The 22,551-nt window shown below is 70.4% G+C and carries 19 protein-coding genes, 1 pseudogene and 1 riboswitch; of the genes and pseudogenes, 6 read left to right on the top strand and 14 right to left on the bottom strand.

What is annotated here, in order from left to right:
* The first annotated feature begins 15 nt into the window (after positions 1-15).
* From ABD419_RS11695 to ABD419_RS11680, 4 genes are all read left to right on the top strand, one after another.
* Positions 16-1,251, top strand: a complete 1,236-nt coding sequence (locus ABD419_RS11695; protein WP_344486295.1) for a sugar ABC transporter substrate-binding protein — start codon at positions 16-18, stop codon at positions 1,249-1,251.
* Positions 1,252-1,288: 37 nt separating this feature from the next.
* Positions 1,289-2,833 (top strand): ABC transporter permease subunit, encoded by a 1,545-nt coding sequence (locus tag ABD419_RS11690; RefSeq protein ID WP_344486292.1) that lies wholly within the window; start codon positions 1,289-1,291, stop codon positions 2,831-2,833.
* The gene (locus ABD419_RS11685; RefSeq protein ID WP_344486289.1) at positions 2,833-3,726 is read left to right on the top strand and encodes a sugar ABC transporter permease; all 894 of its coding nucleotides are present in this window, start codon (positions 2,833-2,835) and stop codon (positions 3,724-3,726) included. Before ABD419_RS11690 ends, ABD419_RS11685 begins: the two co-directional genes overlap by 1 nt.
* A gap of 220 nt (positions 3,727-3,946) precedes the next feature.
* Positions 3,947-4,519, top strand: a complete 573-nt coding sequence (locus ABD419_RS11680) for a peptidoglycan-binding domain-containing protein (RefSeq protein ID WP_344486287.1) — start codon at positions 3,947-3,949, stop codon at positions 4,517-4,519.
* A gap of 119 nt (positions 4,520-4,638) precedes the next feature.
* On the opposite strand, the gene ABD419_RS11675 is transcribed toward ABD419_RS11680, so the two are convergent.
* The 4 genes from ABD419_RS11675 to ABD419_RS11660 all read right to left on the bottom strand — a co-directional run bounded on the left by ABD419_RS11675 (position 4,639) and on the right by ABD419_RS11660 (position 5,886).
* The gene (locus ABD419_RS11675) at positions 4,639-4,995 is read right to left on the bottom strand and encodes a hypothetical protein (protein ID WP_344486284.1); all 357 of its coding nucleotides are present in this window, start codon (positions 4,993-4,995) and stop codon (positions 4,639-4,641) included.
* An 11-nt stretch (positions 4,996-5,006) separates the two neighbouring features.
* The gene (locus tag ABD419_RS11670) at positions 5,007-5,189 is read right to left on the bottom strand and encodes a hypothetical protein (protein ID WP_344486281.1); all 183 of its coding nucleotides are present in this window, start codon (positions 5,187-5,189) and stop codon (positions 5,007-5,009) included.
* 94 nt (positions 5,190-5,283) lie between these two features.
* Positions 5,284-5,493, bottom strand: coding sequence for a heavy-metal-associated domain-containing protein (locus ABD419_RS11665; RefSeq protein WP_344486278.1), 210 nt, complete (start codon positions 5,491-5,493; stop codon positions 5,284-5,286).
* A 45-nt stretch (positions 5,494-5,538) separates the two neighbouring features.
* Positions 5,539-5,886, bottom strand: coding sequence for a metal-sensitive transcriptional regulator (locus ABD419_RS11660; protein ID WP_344486275.1), 348 nt, complete (start codon positions 5,884-5,886; stop codon positions 5,539-5,541).
* A gap of 207 nt (positions 5,887-6,093) precedes the next feature.
* A riboswitch (cyclic di-AMP (ydaO/yuaA leader) is annotated at positions 6,094-6,244 on the top strand.
* Positions 6,245-6,253: 9 nt separating this feature from the next.
* On the opposite strand from ABD419_RS11660, the gene ABD419_RS11655 reads away from it, so the two are divergent.
* Entirely contained in the window at positions 6,254-7,189 is a 936-nt protein-coding gene (locus ABD419_RS11655) for a C40 family peptidase (protein WP_344486272.1), read from the top strand.
* 192 nt (positions 7,190-7,381) lie between these two features.
* On the opposite strand, the gene ABD419_RS11650 is transcribed toward ABD419_RS11655, so the two are convergent.
* The 9 genes and pseudogenes from ABD419_RS11650 to ABD419_RS11610 form a co-directional block, all read right to left on the bottom strand.
* The gene (locus ABD419_RS11650) at positions 7,382-9,001 is read right to left on the bottom strand and encodes a beta-N-acetylhexosaminidase (RefSeq protein ID WP_344486269.1); all 1,620 of its coding nucleotides are present in this window, start codon (positions 8,999-9,001) and stop codon (positions 7,382-7,384) included.
* Positions 9,002-9,232: 231 nt separating this feature from the next.
* A complete protein-coding gene (locus ABD419_RS11645) occupies positions 9,233-10,567 on the bottom strand; it encodes a coiled-coil domain-containing protein (protein ID WP_344486266.1) in 1,335 nt (444 codons plus the stop codon).
* A 162-nt stretch (positions 10,568-10,729) separates the two neighbouring features.
* Entirely contained in the window at positions 10,730-11,749 is a 1,020-nt protein-coding gene (locus ABD419_RS11640; RefSeq protein ID WP_344486263.1) for a hemolysin family protein, read from the bottom strand.
* Positions 11,746-13,128 (bottom strand): hemolysin family protein, encoded by a 1,383-nt coding sequence (locus ABD419_RS11635; RefSeq protein WP_344486261.1) that lies wholly within the window; start codon positions 13,126-13,128, stop codon positions 11,746-11,748. Before ABD419_RS11635 ends, ABD419_RS11640 begins: the two co-directional genes overlap by 4 nt.
* Positions 13,129-13,252: 124 nt before the next feature.
* The gene (locus ABD419_RS11630; protein ID WP_425556028.1) at positions 13,253-13,576 is read right to left on the bottom strand and encodes a heat shock protein transcriptional repressor HspR; all 324 of its coding nucleotides are present in this window, start codon (positions 13,574-13,576) and stop codon (positions 13,253-13,255) included.
* Between the two features lie 259 nt (positions 13,577-13,835).
* Positions 13,836-14,960, bottom strand: coding sequence for a molecular chaperone DnaJ (gene dnaJ / locus ABD419_RS11625; RefSeq protein WP_344486256.1), 1,125 nt, complete (start codon positions 14,958-14,960; stop codon positions 13,836-13,838).
* A gap of 283 nt (positions 14,961-15,243) precedes the next feature.
* Positions 15,244-15,807 (bottom strand): annotated as a pseudogene (grpE, locus tag ABD419_RS11620) (nucleotide exchange factor GrpE); the annotation flags it as partial.
* Positions 15,807-17,648 carry a molecular chaperone DnaK gene (dnaK, locus tag ABD419_RS11615; RefSeq protein ID WP_344486253.1) on the bottom strand — a complete coding sequence of 614 codons (1,842 nt, stop codon included), beginning with the start codon at positions 17,646-17,648 and terminating at the stop codon, positions 15,807-15,809. The pseudogene grpE and the gene dnaK, both read right to left, overlap by 1 nt.
* Positions 17,649-17,871: 223 nt before the next feature.
* Positions 17,872-18,159 (bottom strand): hypothetical protein, encoded by a 288-nt coding sequence (locus ABD419_RS11610; protein ID WP_344486251.1) that lies wholly within the window; start codon positions 18,157-18,159, stop codon positions 17,872-17,874.
* A 132-nt stretch (positions 18,160-18,291) separates the two neighbouring features.
* Here ABD419_RS11610 and ABD419_RS11605 point away from each other — a divergent pair, with 132 nt between their 5' ends.
* On the top strand, positions 18,292-19,326 hold the full coding sequence (locus ABD419_RS11605) for a DUF1349 domain-containing protein (RefSeq protein ID WP_344486248.1): 1,035 nt from the start codon (positions 18,292-18,294) through the stop codon (positions 19,324-19,326).
* Between the two features lie 248 nt (positions 19,327-19,574).
* Here ABD419_RS11605 and ABD419_RS11600 read toward each other — a convergent pair whose 3' ends face one another.
* Positions 19,575-22,190, bottom strand: coding sequence for a glycoside hydrolase family 48 protein (locus ABD419_RS11600; RefSeq protein ID WP_344486245.1), 2,616 nt, complete (start codon positions 22,188-22,190; stop codon positions 19,575-19,577).
* Positions 22,191-22,551 lie beyond the last annotated feature (361 nt).

Genomic DNA, 22,551 nt, shown 5'->3' with positions numbered 1-22,551 from the left:
GGAGAGAAGAAGACAATGCGCAGAAGGACCCTGGGTATCACCGCCGTCTCCGCCGCCGCGCTCGGCGCGGCCGCAGCCTGCGGCTCCGACGACGGCGGCTCCGACAACGAGACCACCGAGGAGTTCTCGGGCGAACTCGTGATCTGGGCCGACGAGACCCGCACCCCCGTCCTCAAGGAGTTCGTCAAGGACTTCGAGTCCACCGTCGGCGTGAAGGTCACCGTCGAAGAGCACGTGGGCACCCTCCGCCAGGACTTCCTCACCGCCGCCGAGCAGGGCCAGGGCCCCGACATCGTCGTGGGCGCCCACGACTGGGCCGGCCAGTACGCCGCCGCCGGAGCGGTCGCCCCCATCACCCTCAGCACCGACCAGCAGGCCGCCCTCAACGAGACCGCCGTCAAGGCGTTCACCGTCGACGGGAACCTCTACGGCGTCGCCTACGCCCTCGAGAACCTGGGCCTCATCCGCAACACCGCGCTCGCGCCGACCGCGCCCGCCACCTTCGAGGAGCTCGTCACCGCCGGCCAGGCCGCCGGCACCGACGAGGTCCTCACCATGGAGGTCGGCGTCGACGGCAACGCCTACAGCGCCTACCCGCTGTTCTCGTCCATGGGCGGCTACCTCTTCAAGGACGACGGCGCCGGCAACCTCGACCCGTCCGACGTCGGGGTCGACTCCGCCGGCGGCGTCGCCGCGTTCGAGAAGTTCGCCGAGCTCGGCGCGTCCGGCGTCCTCAAGACCACCTACGACGCCTCCAACGTGATCCCCTTCTTCGTCGAGCAGAAGACCGCGTTCATGATCTCCGGCCCCTGGGCCCTCACGGACGTTCAGGGCGCCGGCCTCGAGTACGAGGTCACCGCGATCCCCGGCTTCGAGGGCCAGGGCCCCGCCTCCCCGTTCCTCGGGGTCCAGGGCTTCTACATCGCCACCGGCGCCAAGAACGCCGTCTTCGCCCAGGAGTTCGTCACCAACTACGTCCTCACCGAGGACCTCCAGCTCAAGCTCGCCGAGGCCGGGGGCCGTCTCCCCGCGCTCACCGCCGCCGCCGAGACCTTCTCGGCGGGCAACACCGACATCCAGGGCTTCGCCGCCGCCGGCGAGAACGCCGTGCCCATGCCGAACATCCCCGCCATGGACTCCGTGTGGGAGCCCTTCGGCCGCGCTCAGGCCGACGCGATCGACGGCGTCTCCACCGGAGCCGACGCCGCCGCCACCGCCGCGCAGACCATCCGCGACGCCGTCGGCGCGTAGCGTCCCGGCCAGTCCCAGAGCGAAGGAACGCGCAGGAATGCTCGACCAACGTGCCCAGACGGCCGGTTCCACCACCGCCGCAGGCCTGATCATCAAGATCTCGGTACTCGCGGTGGTGGCCGCGCTGGCCGTCTGGGCGGCGTTGCCGCTCATCAGCGCCGGAGCCTGGTGGGGCCTGGTGCTCGAAGCGATCATCGTCGTGATCGTCTTCTACACCTACCTCCAACGCCGCTCCATCCCCCTGAAATACCTCGTCCCCGGAACGCTCCTGCTCATCGCGTTCCAGATCGCCCCCGTGGTGATGACGGCCGGCACCTCGTTCTCCAACTACGGCGACGGGCACCGGACCGACAAGGACGGTGCCGTCGAGGCGATCATCGCCGCGGGCGTGCAGCAGACCCCGGACGGCGCCACGTACCTCCTCGCCGTCGGCGAGTCCGCCGCCGGCGACCTCACGCTCCTGCTGACCGACCAGGCCGACGGCTCCACCTGGGCCGGAACGGAAGAAGGCCTCACCGAGCTCGACGGCGCCACCGTCGACGGGACCGGCCGCGTCACCGCCGCCCCCGGATACACCGTGTGGACCCTCGCCGACCTCAATGAGCGCCAAGGCGAACTCGCCGAACTCGCCGTCCCCACCGGGGCGGAGACCGGCATCAAGGTCCAGGGGCTCTCCGCCTTCGAGGGGACGTCCACGCGCTCGTACGACGAGGGCTGCGACTGCATCACCGACTCGGCGACCGGGACGGTCTGGTACGCGGACAACGAGGACGGCAGCTTCGCCACCGAGGACGGCGAGCTCGCGCTCGTCGGATGGCGGGTCAACATCGGCTTCGACAACTACCTCAGCGTCATCACCGACCCCGAGATCCGCGGCCCGTTCCTCGGCGTGTTCGCCTGGAACGTCATGTTCGCGGCCGGATCGGTCCTGTTCACCTTCGCGATCGGCCTCGGCACCGCGATGGCGCTGAACAAGCCGTCGATGCGCGGCACCAAGGTCTACCGGACGCTCATGATCCTGCCGTACGCCATGCCGTCGTTCGCGATGCTGCTGGTGTGGGCGCAGATGTTCAACCGCGACTACGGACTCGTCAACGACCTGTTCGGGCTCAGCGTCAACTGGTACGGCGAGACCTGGGCGGCCCGTGCGATGGTCCTCATCGCCAACACCTGGCTCGGCTGGCCGTACATGTTCCTCATCTCGCTCGGCGCGCTGCAGGCGCTCCCGGCGGACTCGCTCGAAGCGGCGAAGATCGACGGGGCGACCGGCGTGACCGCGTTCCGCAAGATCACGCTGCCGCTGCTGCTCATCGCGCTCACACCGCTGCTGATCTCCTCGTTCGCGTTCAACTTCAACAACTTCAACGCGATTCAGCTGCTCAGCGGCGGCAACCCGTTCCCCGCGGGCGAGACGGTCGGCGGCACCGACCTCCTCATCACCTACGCCTTCCGGCAGGCGTTCGGCGCCACCACCGCGGACTACGGCTTCGCCAGTGCGGTCAGCGTGTTCATCTTCCTGATCGTCGCCACGATCTCGGCGGTCATGTTCCGGACCACCCGCAGCCAGGAGGACGTGTACTGATGGCAACGGCAACTGAGGCACGTCCCAAGCGGAGGCGGTCGCGCAACTGGCTGGCCGACTACGGCTGGCGGCACCTGGTCGCGCTCATCGTGCTCGTGTTCGGGCTCGTGCCCATCCTCTACGTGGTCTCCGCGGCGTTCAACTCCAAGGGGACCCTGTCCGCGACCGGCCTGATCCCGACCGAGTTCAGCCTGACGAGCTTCGAGCGGCTGTTCTCGGACCCGAACATCCCGTTCGCATCGTGGTTCGCGAACTCGCTCATGATCGCGGTCCCGGCGGCGTTCATCTCGATCCTGATCTCGTCGCTGGCGGCGTACGCGTTCAGCCGCTTCCGGTTCAGGGGACGGCGGCCGATGCTGCTGTTCCTCCTGCTGATCCAGATGTTCCCCGCGTTCCTGTCCGTCGTCGCCCTCTACCTGATCTTCGGCGCGATCGGCGAGTTCTACCCGGTCGCGGGCCTGAACACGAAGCTCGGGCTGATGCTGGTGTACATGGGCGGGGCGCTCGGCGTCTCGACCTGGCTGATGAAGGGCTTCTTCGACACGATCCCGAAGGAGCTCGACGAGGCGGCGACGATCGACGGCGCCTCGCACGCGCAGATCTTCTTCGGGATGATCCTGCCGCTGGCGGCGCCGATCATCGCGATCTCGGGGATCCTCGCGTTCGTCGGGACGATGAACGACTTCATCCTCGCGTCCCTGTTCCTGACCGACCGGCCGGAGATGACGCTCGCGGTGGGCCTGAAGACGCTGACGGCGGACAACTCGCCGGCCTCGTACTTCGGGATCTTCGCGGCCGGAACGCTGCTGACCTCGGTGCTCACGGTGGCCGTGTTCATGAGCCTCCAGCGCTACATCGTCTCCGGCCTCACCGGCGGAGCCGTGAAGGGCTAGAACCAGACCCTGCTCGACACGCGCGCCCTTCGGGGCGCACCCGGGCCCGGACCAGGGGGAGCCTCCCTCCCCTCGGTCCGGGCCTTCCCTGTTCCTGCTGAACGACGCGACACACAGACGAGAAAGCGTTATCTAGATCACATTTTGTGATCTGGACTTCACATTACAGAATGCGATAGCTTCCTTACGAATCTTCCCCATTCTCCTGATTGGAACCCTCATGGCCCTCTCCCCTGGTTCGGTCAGCCCTCTGAAGGCGGTCAGACCCGCTTCGGCACGCGGATTCGGCGTCCGCCGATTGCTCCTGGTCGTCGCCATCTCCGTCGGTGTCATCGCAGCGACGCCCTCCATGGCCTCCGCCGCTTACATCACCGGCGGCTGGAATGACAACCCCACGCTGTGCAGTTCCGCTTCGAGCTGTATGACCTCCGGGAACGTCGTCCGGATGTGGCAGAACATCCTCGCCACCTGGAAGGGCTATGGAACAGCAACCCGAAACGCCTTCATCGACGGCCAGTTCGGATCCAATACCGCCGCCGTCACTGAGGACTGGCAGGAAGCCCACGGCCTCGGCTCTGACGGGTGGGTCGGACCGGACACGTGGACCGCGGCGTACAACGAGCTGTACCGGAACTCTTCGCTGGACTCGAGCAGCCAGGTCGGGTACACCTACTGCGTCTACTACTCACAGGGCTACTGCTCAATCGCGCTCGACTTCCGCCGAACCGTCTCCGACGCTAGGTGGTCCTATCGAGACCTCGAGACCGCCAGCTGGTCGAGTACGAGCTACTGACGCCCCCGAATTGCTCGCACGACCTCGACCTAGTCGGGATGCGGCGGTCCGCCGCATCCCGATACCACCCGAAGGAACTCCCTCGGACCGGGTTACCCTTCGGTCCGGGCCTGTCGCGTTCAGCTCTCGATGAGTTCGCGGAGGAGGCCGAGGGGCTCCTTGAGGTCGGCGTACTCCTCGAGCTCGGTGACGCGGTGCTGGAGCTGCTCGATGCCGAAGGCGACGATCGCGACGCGGTCCTCGGCGGGGGACTCGAGCAGGTCGATGGCGCGGTCCATGAGGCGGAGGGCGTCGTCGAGGGTGGCGAGGTCGTCGGCGTTCTGGAGGCGCGCGGAGACGTCGGTGGGGCGGTGCGCCTTCGCGAGGCGGTCCCAGTTGGCGCGGCGCTCCTCCTGGAAGCGGGCGATGCCGGCGCGGAGCAGGATGGCGCGGGCGACGAGTTCGACTCGTTCGGCGGGCGGGAACGGTTCTGCCACGGGATCCTCCGTCAGGACCAGTGCGGGGGGCGTTCGGCGAGCAGGTCGCGGTCGCGGGCGGTGAGCTCACCGCGGGTGCGGCGGGTCGCGGGGGCCTCGCCCCAGCCCCGGTCGGTGTCGTCGGAGGTCTGGTCCGGGAGCACCGAGAAGTCCTCGTCGAGTTCGACGGAACGGTCGTCGTCGGAGACTGCCATGCGTCGACTGTACGTCAGGCGGTCCCGCCGCCCGCAACGGTGAGGCCCTGAACACCGGGTGAACCGGTGTCCAGGGCCTGCGAGGGACGGCGTCCTAGGCGGTGCCGACGAGTTCGTAGCCGGCCTCGTCGACCGCCTCGCGGACCTGCTCCTCGGTGAGGGCGGCGGCGCTGGTGACGGTGACCCTGCCGGTGTCGAGGGCGACGTCGACGTTCTCGACGCCGGGGAGCGCGGTGAGCTCCTGCGTGACGCTGCCGGCGCAGTGGCCGCAGGTCATGCCCTTGACGACGTACACGGTTTCCATTGCGGATCTCCTCGGAGGATGTGCGGGCGCCGCGGCGCCCGCGGGTCAGGTTCTGAGCAGGCGGGCCACCGCGTCCGAGGCTTCCTTCACCTTGGCCTGGGCGGCGGTCGGGTCACCGGAGGTCTGCGCCTCGGCGACGCAGTGGGCCAGGTGGCCTTCGAGGAGGTTGAGCGCGACGGCCTGGAGGCCCTTGGTGGAGGCGGAGATCTGGGTCAGGATGTCGATGCAGTACTGGTCGTCGTCGACCATCCGCTGGATGCCGCGGATCTGGCCCTCGATGCGCTTGAGGCGGCGCGTGAGCGCGGCCTTGTCGCCGTGGTACCAGTAGTGGTCGTGACCGCCGTCGCCGCCGTCCGGCGCGTGGGCGCCGTGCGGGGTCTCTTCGCTTGCCATGTCGCTTCCCTCCGGTCGTGAGTGTATACCCCAGCGGGGTATGTCGGCAACTGCTCGTCAGCCCTGCGCAGCGGCCGGTAGTTTTCCGTGCCATTGTGCGAGAAATTCTCCCCCTGCCCTTGTCACCGTTGTGGACGCCCTCTAACGTGAAGCCGTCGCGTCGGAAACTTGCGATACACCCCGTATCCGCCGTGCGGCACCGTCGAGTCGGTTGAAGCGCCCCAGCTTCGCCGAGCCGGGGAACCAGCAGTCGGCCGCATCGACGGCCGGCGGGGTGAATCGCGCATCGCGCGTAGGGCGACCCTTCCTTCCGCCCGAACCCGACAGCTAACCCGGTAGGCGGCAAAAGGAAGGAGCGCATCCCTTGGTGCGTACCCGGCGTATCGCGGCCGCCATCGCGGCCGCGGCCCTGCTGCCCGCGGCGGCGGCGCTCTTCACGTCCTCGCAGGCGACCGCCCAGACCAGCGACGAGATCCAGGACGAGATCGACGCGCAGCACTCCGAGCTCGAGAAGGTCATCGAGGACTACAACGCCAAGCAGGAAGAGCTCGAGGACGCCAACCAGCTGATCGCCGACATCCAGGCGCAGCTCCCCGCGCTCGAGGCCGCCGGCCTCGCCGCCCAGGACCGCATGGCCCAGATCGCCGCGACCGCCTACGCGGGCGGCGACTTCGCGATGGTCAACTCGGTCCTCGCGGGCGACCCCAGCGACTTCGCCGACCGCCTCATGTACCTGTCGACCCTCTCCGAGGCCGACAGCGTGACCCTCCAGGACTCCCTGACGCAGATCGAGGAGCTGGAGACCCGCCAGGCCGAACTGGTCGCCCTCCAGGAGAGCGCCGACGAGATCCTCGCGGAGATCGAGGCGCAGCAGGACGAGATCGAGGACGAGATCGACGCCCTCGAGGCGGAGTACGACGACGTGGTCCGCGAGGAGTACCAGGAGGAGTGGGGGGACTACACCGGCGACTCCGCCGTCGTGGCGTTCGCCTACGACCAGCTGGGCGACGACTACGTGTACGGCGCCGACGGCCCCGACACCTGGGACTGCTCCGGCCTGACCCAGGGCGCGTGGGGCGCGGCCGGCGTGAGCCTGTCGCACAACACCGAGATGCAGTGGAACGAGACCGCGCGGATCTCCCGCAGCGAGCTCCAGCCCGGCGACCTCGTGTTCTACAACGGACTCAGCCACGTGGCGATCTACATCGGGGACGGCCAGATCATCCACGCCCCCAACTCGACGACCGTCGTGAAGATCGCCGACCTCGACATCATGGGGATCGACGGCTACGGCCGGCCGTAGCCGACCGCCGCGAGACGGCCCCGGACCCCGGGGCGCAGACTCCCCGGCGGCGGCGTGGGCGCTCCCGATTGCTGACCCTGCTGCTGACCCGCAATAGCCCCACCGCCGCCGGGGACCACTCCATCGTAAAGAAGCCCTTGCGATCCGCTCCAGCGGGACGCAAGGGCTTCTCACGTTTTCGTTACCGACCGGTCATTCCGGCTGGTGCTCCTCGAAGGTCCAGTTGTAGCGGGCGCGCCGGCCGGTGCCGCCGCGCTGCCACCGCTCGGGGCCGGACGGGGGCCGGTAGTCGATGCCCATGGCGTGCAGGCGCTCCAGGTGGTCCTCCAGGCGGTCCTGGACCGGGTTCGCTTTGCGCACGTCCAGGCCGGTCCACCCGACCTCGGCCATGACCGACAGGCGCGGGAACGCCGAGTACTCGACGTCGCGCGGGGTCGGCAGGTACTCCGACCACAGCTGGCACTGGATGCCCAGGACCTTGTCGGGGTCGATCCCGGGCGGGACCGGGTCCCAGCCGGCGACCTTGTCGACCGTGGTGAGCCCGTGGATGCGCAGCGGCTCCGCGGGGTCGTCGCTCTCGTAGTGGTCGTAGTACGCGTACGGCTCGGGCGAGGCCACGACCTGGTGGCCCGCCTCGATGGCCTTCTTGACGTAGGCCTCGTTGCGCCACACGTGGACCACGGCCTCGGCCGGGGCGCCGCCGTCGAGGATCTCGTCCCAGCCGATGACGCGCTTGCCCATCGAGGTGAGCCGCTCGCAGAACGCCTTCGTGAACCAGGCCTGGACCCCGCGCACGTCCTCCATGCCCTCGCGCTCCATGAGCTCGCGGGCCACCGGGGACGACTCCCACTGGGTCATCGGGACCTCGTCGCCGCCGATGTGGACGAACGGGCCCTCGAAGACCTCGGCGACGGCCGTGTACGCCTCCAGCGCGAAGTCGAGCGCCTCCGGCGTCGGCTCCAGGACCTCCTCGAACACGCCGAACGTCGGCGAGACCGGCTTGTCCTGGCCCGCCCCGAGCTCGGGGTAGGCGGCGAGGACCGCGCGGGCGTGCCCGGGCAGGTTGACCTCGGGGACGATGAGGATGTGGCGCTCGCGCGCGTACGAGGCGATCTCGCGCAGGTCCGGGACCGAGAAGATCCCGCCGTGCGGGGTCGGCTCGTAGCCGGAGGCCTCGTCGCGGGCGTGGCCGATCTTCGTCTCGGCGCGCCAGGACGCGGTCTCGGCGAGCTTCGGGCGCGAGGGCACCTCGAAGCGCCAGCCCTGGTCGTCGGTGAGGTGCAGGTGGACGACGTTGAGGCGGTGCAGCCAGGCCCGGTCGATCATCTTGAGGACGAAGTCCTTGGGCTGGAAGTGCCGCACGACGTCGAGCATGACGCCGCGCCAGCGCAGCCGCGGCTCGTCGACGATCGACACCAGCGGCAGCACCGGCGCGGCGGCCGGGGCCTCGCGGAGCGCGTCGGCGGGGAGGAGCTGGCGGAGGGTCGCGATGGCGCGGGCGATGCCCGCGGGGTGGGCGGCGGCGAGGTCGACGCCGTCGGCGGTGACGTCGAGGCGGTAGGCCTCGGCGGCGGTCGTCAGGTCCGCGGGCCGGTCGCCTTCGAGGCGCATCCGCAGGACGCGACCCCCGTCGGCGGGTCCGTTCACGGTCAGGCGCAGGCCGGTGCCCCGGTTGAGGAGGTCGGACAGGAGCCAGGCGAGGGGGTGCAGCTCGGGGTCGGCGGCGATGGCGTCGAGGGTGGCCAGGTCGAGGTCGCCGTCGGCGGCCGTGAGCTGCTGCGGCTGTGGGATCAGCGAGATGCGGCGCTGCATAGTGCGGGGGCTCCTGTGGTCGAGGTGCAGTTGTCCGGCTCGCGCGCGTCGCCGAGGGTGCGGCCACGCCGAGGCGGAACCGGTTCGGAGGGGACCCGGCCCCGGGCTGGGGCGCGACGCTCCCACCGAATTAGTTCAGTTTATTTATAATATAGGGCCGCGCCGCGGTCGGCCAGTGCACCGAGCGGATTTGCTCGACGCGCGGGCGACCGCGGCGCGCGGCGGGGGCGGCTAGTGCACCTTCGGCAGGTGCTGGGTGGCGTCCAGGTCCTCCGGCGACTCCCGCTGCCGGTTGATCGGCATGAGCGGCGCCGACTCCGACTCGAACACCCCGGCGGTCGACGGCGAGTCGTACCCCGAACCGGCCGAAGGCGAGTCGAACGAGCTCGACAGTGAGGACGAGACCGTCTTCTCCTCGTCGCCCCCCGAGACCAGGCCCAGCTGGCGGCGCAGGTCCGTCAGGTTCGAACCGGCGCTGTCGCGCTGGCGCTCCAGGGCCGCGACCTCCTCCGCGAGCGGATGCACGCGCTCGGCGGCCCGCTCCTCGGCGCTGCGCCGCAGCCGCGCCGCCTCCGTCTCGGACTCCGACCGGATCGACTTGACCTGCTCGGCCGCCCGGTGCACGGCGTCCTTCGCCTGCTGGTCGGCCTCCTCGCGGCGCTCGACCGCCCGGTTCTCCGCGGAGCGCGCCCGCTCCTCGGCCAGCGCCAGCCGGTCCTCGGCCTCCGAGACGATCCGCTGCGCGGTCGCGATGGCCTGCTGGTGCCGGTCGGCCTCCTCCTTCTGCGCCCGCTCGCGCCGGTCGGCCTCGGCCAGCGTCAGCTCCTGCGTCTTCTTCTTGCGGAACTCCGCGGCCTCCGACAGGAGCTGCCCGGCGGCGGCCCGCTGCTGGTCGGACTCGCGGGCCGCGATCGACTTCAGCTCGGTCATCTCCCGCTCCGAGGTCGCCCGCATGACCGCGATCTCCCGCTCCGCCTGCGACCGGGCCTTCTCGGCCGCCGCGCGGGACTGGCTCTGCGCGGTCTGCGCCTCCCGGTGCGCGTCGGCGACGGCGAGGTCGTGGTTGCGGCGCGCGTTCTCGCGCAGCTCGGTCGTCTCGTTGACCGCGCGCGAGCGGATCTCGGTGACGTCCTGGTCGGTGGTCGCGGTGATCTCGGCGGCCTCGGCGTGCGCGGCGCGCATCATCGCGTCGGCCTCCGAGCGGGCCTCGGTGATGAGGGACGCGGCCTGGCGCTTCGCGTCCGCCTTCTGGACGCCCGCGTCCTGCTCGGCCGCGCGCAGGATCTTCTCCACGCGCGCGCCCAGCCCGGCCAGCGTCGGCTGCTCGGCCTCGGCGATCTGCGTGGCGCGCTCGGAGACGCGCCGCTCGAGGGCGCCGATGCGCTCCTCGGCGCGGCGCAGCTGCTGCTCCGCGGCCTCCAGTGCCCGCGCCGCCTCGTCGCGGTGCTGCTCGTGGGTCTTGATGTTCTGATACAGCCGGGAGGTGAACTCGTCGACCTGGTGGCGGTCGTAGCCGCGCATGGAGACGGCGAATTCGGGCCCGGTTTCCTCGAAGAATTTCGACATGGTCTTCCAGAGCTACAGGAAACGGTTGATGAATCATGATCACGCCTGAAGGGCCCGAATCGCGCGACGAACACGCCCGGCGCGCGTGTCGCGGTGAAAACGTCCAGGGACGCGCGGAGCGGGCCCCGGCCGAAGCCGAGGCCCGCTCAGGTGCCCGGTGCGCTAGGCGGTCGCGTCCGTCTCGTCGTAGAAGTCGCCCATGATCTCCTCCAGCAGGTCCTCCATCGCGACCAGGCCCGTGACCTCGCGGCCGGGGCCGGTGACGAGGGCGAGCTGGGCGCGCTGGCGCTTCATGAGCGTGACGGCGCCGGCGACGGTGGTGTCGGCGGCGACCAGCAGCGGGGCCGCGGCGAGGTCGGCGACGGCCGCGTCCGGAGCGGCCTGCACGGCCTCGCGGACGTGGACGAGCCCGACCGGGCGCTCGTCGGCGTCGACCACGACCAGGCGCGAGCGCCCGGTGTCGCGGCTGCGCTCCTCCGCGGCGACCGCGGTCGCGGCGGCGGGGATCGTGACGACCTCGGCCCACGGGATCTGGACCTCGCCGACGCCGCGGCGCTGCACCTCGATGGCGTGGGCGAGCATCTGGTGCTCCTCCTCGCCGAGGACCCCCGCGGCGGCCGAGGACCGGAGCAGGTAGCGCAGCTCCTCGGGGGAGTGCGCCTGCGCCTTCTCGTCGGCGGGCTCGACCTTGAACAGCTTGAGCATCGCGTTCGCGCCGTGGTTGAGGCCCAGCAGGATCGGCTTCGTCAGCCACACGTACCCGGTGAACGGCCAGATGAGCGCCATCGCCGAGGACTCGGGGTGGGTGATCGCCCACGACTTCGGCATCATCTCGCCCACGACCATGTGGAGGAACACCACGATGACCAGCGCAATCGCGAAGGCGATCGGGTGCGCGGCGGCCTCGAGGCCGAGGTGCTCCAGCGGGACCTCGATGGTGTGCGCGAGGGCCGGCTCGGCGAGCGCGCCGAGGCCGACGGTGCACGCGGTGATGCCCAGCTGGGCGCCCGCGAGCATGAGCGAGAGGTTCCTGGTGCCGCGCAGGGCGGCCCGGGCGGCGGCGGAGCCGTCCTGTTCGAGCCGGTGCTGGCGCGAGGCCACGAGCGCGAACTCGGCGGCCACGAAGAACGCGTTGGCGGCCAGGAGGACCGCGGAGATCAGCAGAGCGGAGCCGGTGCTCACGGCGCCTCCTCCCCGGTGGCGGGCCGCAGCTCGATCGCCTGCGGCACATGGCGGGCGGAGGAGACGACGACGAGCTTGACCGAGCGCGGGACGGGGTCGGCCTCGCCGTCGCCGTCCTCGTCGTAGAAGTCCCCCGCCGCGGCGGTCGGCACCTCCACGGTGTCGCCGGGGTGGGCGACGCGGCCGAGCTCGGCCATCACCAGGCCGGCGATGGTCTCGTAGTGCTCCCCCTGCGGCAGTTGGATGCCGGTGGCGTCGGCGACCTCGTCGACGCGCCAGCGCCCGGGGATGAGCCAGCCGCCGCCCGCGAGGGCGACGGGGACGGCCTCGAAGCGGTCCTGCTCGTCGCGGATCTCCCCCACGAGCTCCTCGGCGAGGTCCTCCAGGGTGACGATCCCGGCGAAGCCGCCGAACTCGTCGACGACGCAGGCGAGCTGGCGGTGGCGCCCGCGCATCTGGTCGAGGAGCTGCGGGAGCGGGAGGGACGCGGGCACGAGCATCGCGGGGTCGGCGATCTCGGCGACGGTGACGACGCCGCGGTCGGCGCGGGGGACCGCGATGATCTGGTTGATGCCGACGACGCCGCGCAGGTCGTCGACGTCGTCGCCGACGACGGGGAAGCGCGAGTGGCCGTCGGCGAGCGCGGCGACCGCGTCGGCGACGGTGGCCTGGGCGGGGAGGGTCTGGACGCCGACGCGCGGGGTCATGGCCTGCTCGGCGACGGTGTCGGAGAAGTCGAGGCCGCGGTCGAGGAGGACCGACAGCTCCGCGTCGAGGGCGCCCTCGTCGCGGGAGACGTCGATGATGCGGTGGAGGTCCTCGGCGGTGGCGTTGTGCTCCAGCTCCTCGACCGGCTGGATGCCGAGGAGGTTGAGGAAGCGCGTGGACGCGGCGTCGAAGAAGCGGATGATCGGCCCGCACACGGTGAGGTAGGTGCCGGTGGGGGCCGCGAGGGCGAGGGCGAGGGCCTCGGTGCGGGCGATCGCGAGGTTCTTGGGGCCGAGCTCGCCGAGGATCATCTGCACGACGTTCGCGATGACGAACGCGAGGACGGTGCCGGCGGTGACCGAGACGGCGGCCGGGACGCCGGCGACGCCGAGGAGCGCTGCGAGCCCCTCGCCGAGGTACGGCTCCGCGAAGAAGCCGACGAAGAGGGCGGTGACGGTGATGCCGAGCTGCGCGCCCGAGAGGGCGAACGACAGCCTGCCGCAGATCTTGAGGGCCCGGCGGGCCCGGGAGGCGCGCCTGGGGTCCGGTCCGGCGGCGAGGTCCTCCAGTTTGGACCGGTCGACGGCGGTGTAGGCGAACTCGAGTGCCACGAAGAAGCCCGTGGCGGCCGTGACGGCCAGGATGATGACCAGCCCGATCGCTATGAGCACAGCTCACGCTCCGGGGAGGGGGGCTCCGATGCGGAGGTTCCGCAGCGGGGCCCCGGACTTCGGTACCGTCGTCGTCTTCGTCGCATGGGGCGATCTTAACGGGGCCGGTCCGGCGGGAAAGCGGTCATCCTTGTTCGCCCCGCCACAGGACGATGTCGGTCGAGCGGGCGAACGGGCCGGCGAGGGCGCGCAGCTCGGCAAGCTGGCGGCGGGCCCGCTGGAGCTCCTCGACGACGGCCTGGGCCTCGGCGCGGATCGCGTGCACCTCGCGTTCGAGGTCCATGATCCGCTTGATGCCGGCGAGGTTGACGCCCTCGTCCTGGCTCAGGCGCTGGATCTCCCGCAGGCGCGTGACGTCGCGCGCGGAGTAGCGGCGGCCGCCGCCGGGCGTGCGGGCGGGCTCGACGAGGCCGAGCCGGTCGTACTGGCGGAGGGTCTGGGGGTGCATCCCGGCGAGCTCGGCGGCCGCGGAGATCGCGAGGATCTTCGCGTCGAAGTCGATCTCCTCGTCGGGGCCGCGGCCGTAGGAGATCTCGATGCGCACGCGCGGATGGGTGCCGTCGGGCATGGCTCCGTTCACGGTTCACTCCTCTCTCCGGGGCCCGGGGCGCCGCCGGGCGCCGCGCGTTCGGTACAACGCCGGAGGGCTCGCCGGTTGTTCCGGCGGTCCCCCGCGGGGGTCCGCCGTCCTTCGAGCGCCGCGGGGCTCACTGCCCCGTCAGCTCTTCCAGTTTGGCGCGGTCGGCCGCGGGGGCGGCCGCCGCGTACTTCTCGAGGGCCTCGCGGGCCTCGGCGGTCAGCGAGGACGGGACCTCGACGTCGACGGTGACGAGCAGGTCGCCCTTGCCGGGGACGCCGCGGCCCTTGACGCGGAGCACGCGCCCGGTCGGGGTGCCCTCGGGGACCTTCAGGGTGACCGGGCCGTCGAGGGTGGGGACCTTCACCTTGGCGCCCAGGGCGGCCTCGGGGAAGGACACCGGCAGCCGCAGGGTCACGTTGTCGCCGTCGCGGGCGAACAGCGGGTGGGTGCGGACGGCGACGCGGACCAGGAGGTCCCCGGCGGGTCCGCCGCGCTCGCCCGGGGCGCCGCGCCCGGCGAGGCGGATGGTCTGGCCGTCGCCGATCCCGGCGGGGACGCGGACGGTGATGGCGCGGTCCTTGGTGGTGGCGCCGGTGCCGCCGCAGTCGGTGCACGGGTCGGTGACGACGGTGCCGGTGCCCTCGCACTCGGGGCACGGCTGCGCGAAGCTGAACGCGCCCTGGTTCTCGGTGACGAGCCCGCGGCCGGAGCACTTCGGGCAGGTCGTGGGCGCGGTGCCGGGCTTGGCGCCCGAGCCGTGGCAGGTCTCGCACTCGCCGGGCGCGCGCATCCGCAGCTCCGTGGTGGAGCCCTTGACGGCGTCGGCGAAGTCGAGGGTCACGTTGGTGCGCAGGTCGTTCCCGCGCGCGGCGCCGCCGCGGCGCCGCTGGCCCGCGCCGCCGCCGAACAGGCCGCCGAAGATGTCGGAGAACGACCCGCCGGACGACGCGCCGCCGCCGAACAGGTCCTCCAGGTTGATCCCGCCGGCGGCGTGGGCGCCGCCGAAGCCGCCGCGGCCGGACTTCATGAGCTGGATCTGGTCGTACTCGCCGCGGGACTTGTCGTCGTGGAGCACCGAGTAGGCCTCGGAGATGCCCTTGAACCGCTCCTCGGCGTCGGCGGCCGGGTTGTGGTCGGGGTGCCATTCCCGGGCGAGTTTCCGGTAGGCCTTCTCGATGTCCTTCTTGGAGGCGTCCTGCGGCACGCCGAGCACGGCGTAGAAGTCCTTCTCGAGCCACTCCTGCGATGCCACCGGACGCCTCCTCTGTTCTCGTCGGGGGCGGGACCTACTGGTCCCGGCCCTTGTCCTTCTTCTTCTTGCCCTTGGGCTCCGGCTCCTGGTCCGCTTCCGGCTCCGCGGCCGCGGGGGCCTCGTCGCCGGTCGCGTCCTCATCGGCGCCGAGCGTCTCGGCCGCGTCCCCGTCCGCCTCGACCGGCTCGGTCGCGGCGGGCGCCTCGTCGGCGTCGGCGGCCTCGGCCTCGGGGGCCTCCGGCTCCTCGGGCTCGGCCGCGGGGGCCGGCTCCGGCTCGTCGGAGGGCTCCGCGACCGCGACCAGGGCCGGGCGCAGCAGCTTGTCGCCGAGGCGGTAGCCCGAGCGCATCACGTCGATGCAGGTCGGACCGTCCACGCCGGGCATCTGCATGTGCGCGACCGCTTCGTGGACCTGCGGGTCGAACGGGTCGCCCTTCACCCCGAAGGCCTCCAGGCCCTGCTTGGTGAGCGCGTTCACGAGCTGGTCGGCCACGGAGCCGAAGGGGCCGTTGAGGTCCCCGTGCTCCCGGGCCCGGTCGAGGTCGTCGAGCACCGGCAGGAGGCTCTGGAGCACCCCGGCCGTCGCGAGCTCGCCGGAGCGGGCCTTGTCGCGCTCGACGCGCTTGCGGTAGTTCTGGAACTCCGCGGTGATCCGCTGGAGGTCGCGGGTGCGCTCCTCCAGGGTCGCCTGGAGGACCGCGACCGCGTCGTCGGCGGCCTGGCCGTCGTCGGAGGCGGCGGCCAGGATGTCGTCGACCGTCAGCTCGTCCTCGGCCTCGGGCTCGGCGGCGTCGCCGTCCTCGGGAGGCGGCTGCGGGTCGTCGGCGTCCTTCTTGTCGTCCGCCACTACTTCTGGTCCTTGTCGTCGTCCACGATCTCGGCGTCGACCACGTCGTCGGCGCCGGGGCCGCCCGCGCCGCCGGCCGGCTGCTGCGGGCCGCCCTGGTCGGCCTGCGCGGCCGCGTACATGGCCTGCCCGGCCTCCTGGCTGACCTTCGACAGCTCCTCGGTGGCGCGCTTGATCGCCTCGATGTCGGTGCCGCCCAGGGCCGCCTTCAGGTCCGAGGTGGCGTCGTTGATCTTGCCCTTGAGCTCCTCGGGGATCTTGTCGCCGGACTCGGCCAGGAGCTTCTCGGTCTGGTAGACCAGCGACTCGCCCATGTTGCGGGCCTCGGCCTCCTCCTTGCGCTGCCGGTCGTCCTCGGCGTGCTCCTGCGCTTCGGACATCATCCGCTCGATGTCGTCCTTGGCGAGGCTGGAGCCGCCGGAGATCGTCATCGACTGGGCCTTGCCCGTGGCGGAGTCCTTCGCGGACACGTTCACGATGCCGTTGGCGTCGATGTCGAAGGTGACCTCGATCTGCGGGACCCCGCGCGGGGCCGGCGGGAGGCCGGTCAGCTCGAACGTGCCGAGCTTCTTGTTGTAGGCCGCGATCTCGCGCTCGCCCTGGAAGACCTGGATGAGCACCGACGGCTGGTTGTCGTCGGCGGTCGTGAAGACCTCCGAGCGCTTCGTCGGGATCGTGGTGTTGCGCTCGATGAGCTTGGTGAAGATGCCGCCCTTGGTCTCGATGCCCAGCGACAGCGGGGTGACGTCGAGGAGCAGCACGTCCTTGACCTCGCCCTTGAGGACGCCGGCCTGGAGGGTCGCGCCGATGGCGACGACCTCGTCGGGGTTGACGCCCTTGTGCGCGTCGCGGCCGATGAGGCGCTTGACCAGGTCGGACACGGCCGGCATGCGGGTCGAGCCGCCCACGAGGATGACGTGGTCGATCTCGGAGACGTTGATCCCGGCGTCCTTCACGGCCTGCTCGAACGGCTTCTTGCAGCGGTCGAGGAGGTCGGAGGTCATCTGCTCGAACTCGGCGCGCGAGAGCGAGACGTCGAGGTGCAGCGGCCCGTCGGGGCCGGCGGTGATGTACGGCAGGTTGATCGAGGTCTGCGTCGCGGACGACAGCTCGATCTTGGCCTTCTCGGCGGCCTCCTTGAGGCGCTGCATGGCCATCTTGTCCTTGGACAGGTCCACGCCGTACTGGCCGTTGAAGGTCTTCACCAGGTGCTGGATGACCCGGTCGTCCCAGTCGTCGCCGCCGAGGTGGTTGTCGCCCGAGGTCGCCTTGACCTGGATGACGCCGTCGGCGATCTCCAGCAGCGAGACGTCGAACGTGCCGCCGCCGAGGTCGAAGACGAGGATCGTCTGCTCCTCCTCGCCCTTGTCCAGGCCGTAGGAGAGCGCCGCGGAGGTGGGCTCGTTGATGATGCGCAGGACGTTGAGGCCCGCGATCTCGCCGGCCTCCTTCGTGGCGGTGCGCTGGGCGTCGGAGAAGTACGCCGGCACGGTGACGACCGCGTCGGTGACGTTCTCGCCCAGGTAGGCCTCGGCGTCGCGCTTCAGCTTCATGAGGATGCGCGCGCTGATCTCCTGCGCGGTGTAGGACTTGCCGTCGATGTCGACGGCCCAGTCCGTGCCGATGTGGCGCTTGACCGAGCGGATGGTGCGGTCGGGGTTGGTGACCGCCTGGCGCTTGGCCACTTCGCCGACGAGCACTTCGCCGTTCTTGGCGAAGGCCACGATGGACGGGGTGGTCCTCGCCCCCTCGGCGTTGGTGATGACCGTGGCTTCCCCGCCTTCGAGGACGCTGACCACGGAGTTCGTCGTGCCGAGGTCGATGCCGACCGCACGTGCCATGTTGATCTCCTGACGTAGTCGAAACTGATGCCCTCGCACGCCGGGTCGGAGACCGTGGTGCGGAAGGCGCTGTCTCAAGCGGCCGGGCGGGAACCCAGAACCAAGTTGAGCCGGATAGACTCAATGTTCATCAGGGCCGCGTCGACTGTCAAGGCGATCACAGGTATTGTGACTAAATACACTAAAGTTGAGTCAGGTCGACTCAACTTTGTGTCAGGCGGGATCAGCGGGCGGCGGCGGGCGCCCCTCCGGCGGCCTCGCAGCACTCGGTGAGCAGGTCGTCCGCGATCTTCCAGGTGTCGCAGGGCCACGCCTGCTTGCAGGAGGCGCAGTCGATGCCCAGGAGCTGCTCGGGCAGGTGGTCGCGCCACATGGCGGCGGCCAGGTTCCAGCCGGTGATCTCGGTGATGCCGGCCGGCGCCTCCAGTGGCGGCGGCTCTTCCAGCGAGAAGAGCTTCGAGGGCTGCTCGCGGCGGGCGCGGCGCGAGCGCGCGGGGATCGGCACGACCATGGAGCCCTGCCCGGGGGCGGTGGCCGGGGGTTCGGCGGTGTGGCGAGAGCGGCGAGGCGGAGCGGTGCGTTCCTGCCGCGGCAGTCCGCGCCCTTCGGGCGCTTCCGACTCCGGCGCCCCCGGCCTCGTTGAATGCTGCATGCTCACGCTATCTCCTCATTCGCCTTCGCTTCCGTGCCTGCGTACTCCTCCATCCGGATTAACGGTCGAGTAGCCCGAGAGGACACGGGTATGAGCACTCGGCACTCTAGTCCGCCCGGCGCCGCGCAATACGGAGGCGATCTCGCATTCGCGCGCGAATCACATGGAACGGGAATGGCGCTCCCGTGCGGGAGGCGCCATTGGCGCGGAGGGAGTAGCCTGGACCGGTCGCCTGCAAACCGGCGCGCGGATGGGACTCCGCGCGATTGCCGTGCAATGAGTGAGCTTGCGGGACAAGGGTTTCGGAAGCGACTCCAGTGGATCTGCCAGCGTTATCCAAGGGACGTAACGCAAACCGCTTTCAGTGCTTGCAGATGCCTGTTGAGCTGGCATTACGGTCCGGTTACCGACCCTAACTGCGGATTAACTTTGGGTTACCATGCCCGTTATGTCGTAAAACGACCCTTTCACGTGTGGCATCATAGAGTGATGCAGTCTCCTTCAGAAGAAGTACAATGGACGGTTGACGGTGGAGTGATCAGTCCCTACTTCGAAAGCAAGACCACCCTCGTCAGAAGCGCCGGGAGCGAGCCCCAGCGCGACCACGTCTACATCTACGGACTCGAGCTCAAGGGCGACGGCGAGATCGCCCTCCGCCTCCGCCCCGAGCACCGCCACCAGCACGCCGAGGCCTCCCTGGCCATCCGCGTCGACGAGTCCAACTGGGTCCGCACCGGCGCGGAGTACCTCGGCGGGCAGCACCTCATCAGCACCGTCACCACCCGCGGCCGCACCGACTGGTCCCTGTTCCCCGTGGACACCGAGTCCGACGAGATCTGGCTGCGCCTCATCAGGTCCGGCGACACCGTGACCGTCGCCCACGCCGACGACGGCGTCGACTACACCACCATCGCCTCGACGTACCTCCCCGGCGGCGTCCCCGCCATGAGCGGCATCGCCAGCACCCACCCGGTCGCCCAGACGTTCTGGGACGCCGGCATGGACCTGGACATCGACCTCGACTGAACTCCACCGCCGCGCGAGGGCGCGCGGCGGGCGCAGCGGCCCGGCAGAGGGGTGCCGGACGCCGCTGAGCATAGAGGTCGGGCCCGGTGGGCCGGTCGATCCGGGCGGACCCGACCTGTGTGCTCAGCGCGGAGCACCCCGGCAGTCGCATGGCGGCGGCCGCACCCCGGCAGCAGCACCCCGGCAGCAGCGCAGACGAGGGGCGGCCGGTCGCTGATGCGACCGGCCGCCCGTCTACCTCTTACTGCTTACTCGAAGAGCGCGGCGTAGGTCTGGAAGGCCGTCGCGACCTCGACCTGGTGCCAGTAGCGGTGGTAGTTGAACTCCGGCGCGGGGCCGGTGCAACCGCCGTCGATGTACGCCTGGACCTGGTCCCAGCCCTCGAACTCGGTCATGAACGACCGGGTCTCGATGAAGGTGACGCCGTTCTCGAGCACGTCGCCGTTCGGCATGGTGCCGGTCCAGCCCTCGGGGATGTAGACCTCGTCGCCGAAGCGGCAGTAGTCCGCCCGGGCCTCGGTCTGGGTCACGCCGACGCCGTCGTTGGCGGCCCACAGCGCGTCCAGGAGGTTCGACGCGGCCGTCTGCGACGCGGTGTCGCCGGTGGCCGCGGCGTGGTACGAGAGGATCTTCGCGAACGCGCCGGCGACGCCGGGGTCCTGCGACATGCTGGTCACCGTGGCGGACAGGCCCGCCCCCGGCTCGCCGCTCCACTCGATGTCGCCCGGGATGCTGTAGTCCGTCGCGGTGATCTCGCTCTCGCCCAGGGCCCACTCGACCCAGTTGTCGAGGATCTCGCACGCGCGGGCGTCGTCGGTCTCCATGCAGTACTGCGCGGTGCGGTCCATGCCCCACGCCTGGAAGCCGAACCAGCGGTTCGACGGCGGGTCGTGCCACACGGGCTGCTCGTCGTAGTACAGGCCCGCGTGCTCGGCCGACGTCGTGGGGCTGCCGTAGTTGCCGCCCCAGTTGTTGGTCGCGCCGCCGGCGATGGCGCCGGCGCCCTGGGCCCCGGCCGGAACCTGGAGCCACTCGATGAAGTCGAGCTGCGCCTCCAGGCTCTGGGCCCAGTCGTCGTCCGCGGTCGGGGAGTCCGGCGCCAGGCCGCCCTCGGAGAGGGCGTACGCGGCCATGACGTTCTGGTAGCCCTGGTGGACGCCCGAGCCGCCGATGCGGAAGGACCAGTCGCCGTTCATGCCGGCGCCCCACGAGTAGTACCAGCTCATCAGGTAGTGGAACGAGTTCTTGCCGGTGCCGTCGGGGCAGTTGTTGATCCCGATGCAGTCGCCCGCGATCTGCTTGAAGTACTTGTCCGCCATGGCGTAGCGCAGGAAGTCGCCCATCTTGGAGGCGTTGTCGAGCGATCCCTGGATGCTCGAGGTCTGCCCCTGCTCCTGGGCCCACTGCTGCGCCATCCACGCGACCTGCACGGCGCGCGCGTCGGCGTCGGGGGCGTTGGTGTACCGCTCCTGCTGGGAGTACTGCGAGTCGCCCACGAACAGGTCGAGGAACCCGTTGTCGCCGCCGAAGTCGAACGTCTCGCACGACGGGTGCGCGATCGTCTCCCACGTCGACTCCTGCGAGCCGCGCTGGAACGTGTTCATGTACGCGGGCTCGGTGGTCCCGTCCCCGCACTCGCCGAACCCGTACGCGTTGTCGACGTCCAGGATCCAGTGCATGCCGTAGATCTGGTTGGAGCCGTAGGTGTTGCGCAGCTCCTGGCCCAGCGGGTCGACGCCGACGGACGCGTTGAAGTCGATCTGCGTCGGGTAGTCGGTGACGTCACCGGACTCGGGCGCGTACGACGCGGGCGAGTTCGGGTTGTAGCTGGTCGGGTTCAGATCCGGGATGGCGTACTGCTCCGTGATGTCCCACGACTCGTTGTAGCCCGACCAGTCGCCGGTGACCTGCCCGTAGGCGGCCTCCAGCCACTGGAGGTAGCTCAGCGCCTCGGAGGTCGTCTCGTGGCCGTAGTCCGGCGCCTCCACGATGAGCTCCTCCACCGAGTGGTAGGGGACGCCCGTCTCGTGCAGGTACGGGGAGTCGGTGCCGGTGAGCTGGTCGTACATCTCGAGGAAGCGCTCCTCGTTCTGCGTGACCTCGCCCAGGTCGGCGACCGTGACGACCACCTGGAGCGACGCGTACCCGGGGGACGCGACGGTGAAGGTGGCGGACTCGCCGGGCTCGGCGCCCGCGGCGGCCGCGAACGTGACCGGCTTGGGGTTGACGTCGCCGGCCGCGAACGACAGCGAGCCGCCCGAGGAGACGGTGATGTCGGTCGACCCGGAGGTGCGGGTCGTGGTCACCGTCGAGGCGGCCGTGGTCGCGGCCGAGAACCCGACCTCGATCGCGGAGGTGGCCCCGGCGTCGACGACCACGTTGGCGCGGTCGACCTCGAGCTCGGGCTCGACCGGCTCCTCGGCGCCGTCGCAGGACTCGCCGTTGACGGAGATGCCGGTGGGCGCCGTCGAGGGGCCCGCGCCGATGAAGCCGAAGACCTCGCGGCTCTGGTTGGCGGCGATCGTGCCGTTCCAGCCGACGTCGGAGCCGGTGAAGGTGCGGCCGCTCTGGCTCCAACCCACGTTCCAGGCGCTGGAGACGGTGGTGCCGGCCGGGAAGTCCCATTCGATGTCCCAGCCGTTGAGGCCGGCGGTGCCCGCGGTGAGGACGACGTTGGCCTGGAAGCCGGAGCCCCAGCTGGAGACGACGTTGTACTGGACGCCGCCGCAGTACTGGGCGGCGAAGGCCGACGGCGCGGCCACCGCGGCGAAGGTGCCGACGAGCGCCAGCGGCAGCGTGACCGCCGCCGTCCGGCGCCATCGACGGCCCCGCCGGCGCGGCGGGGCCAGGTTGTCGGTATCCATGTTGGCTACTCCTGAACGTGGGTGGTTATGTCCGTTTCCATGGGAGCGCTCATGCCGGGTTCGCGGTCGGTGAATCGCACGAGTGGAACGAATCGGACCGAAATGCGGAAGCGCTCCCAGGCCATGCTCCCAAGCCCGCACCCTCAATGTCAATACATTGACATCTCTAAATTTCTCCCCGAACGAGGCGAACTGTTGCCGTTTGCCAGGTGTTTTCCCTGCTAATTGAGTTGGTATTCCGGATTCATAGTTACGGATTCGCGACCTTCGATCTGCAGCTCAAGATCACGACGGCAACTATGTCGTAACGACCCTCACACCCGGACTTGCGTCATGGAACACGCTCCCGTACGATCCTGGT

This window comes from Glycomyces endophyticus (assembly GCF_039531525.1).
Lineage (GTDB): Bacteria > Actinomycetota > Actinomycetes > Mycobacteriales > Micromonosporaceae > Glycomyces > Glycomyces endophyticus.
This window is presented reverse-complemented; position numbering and strand designations above follow the sequence as displayed.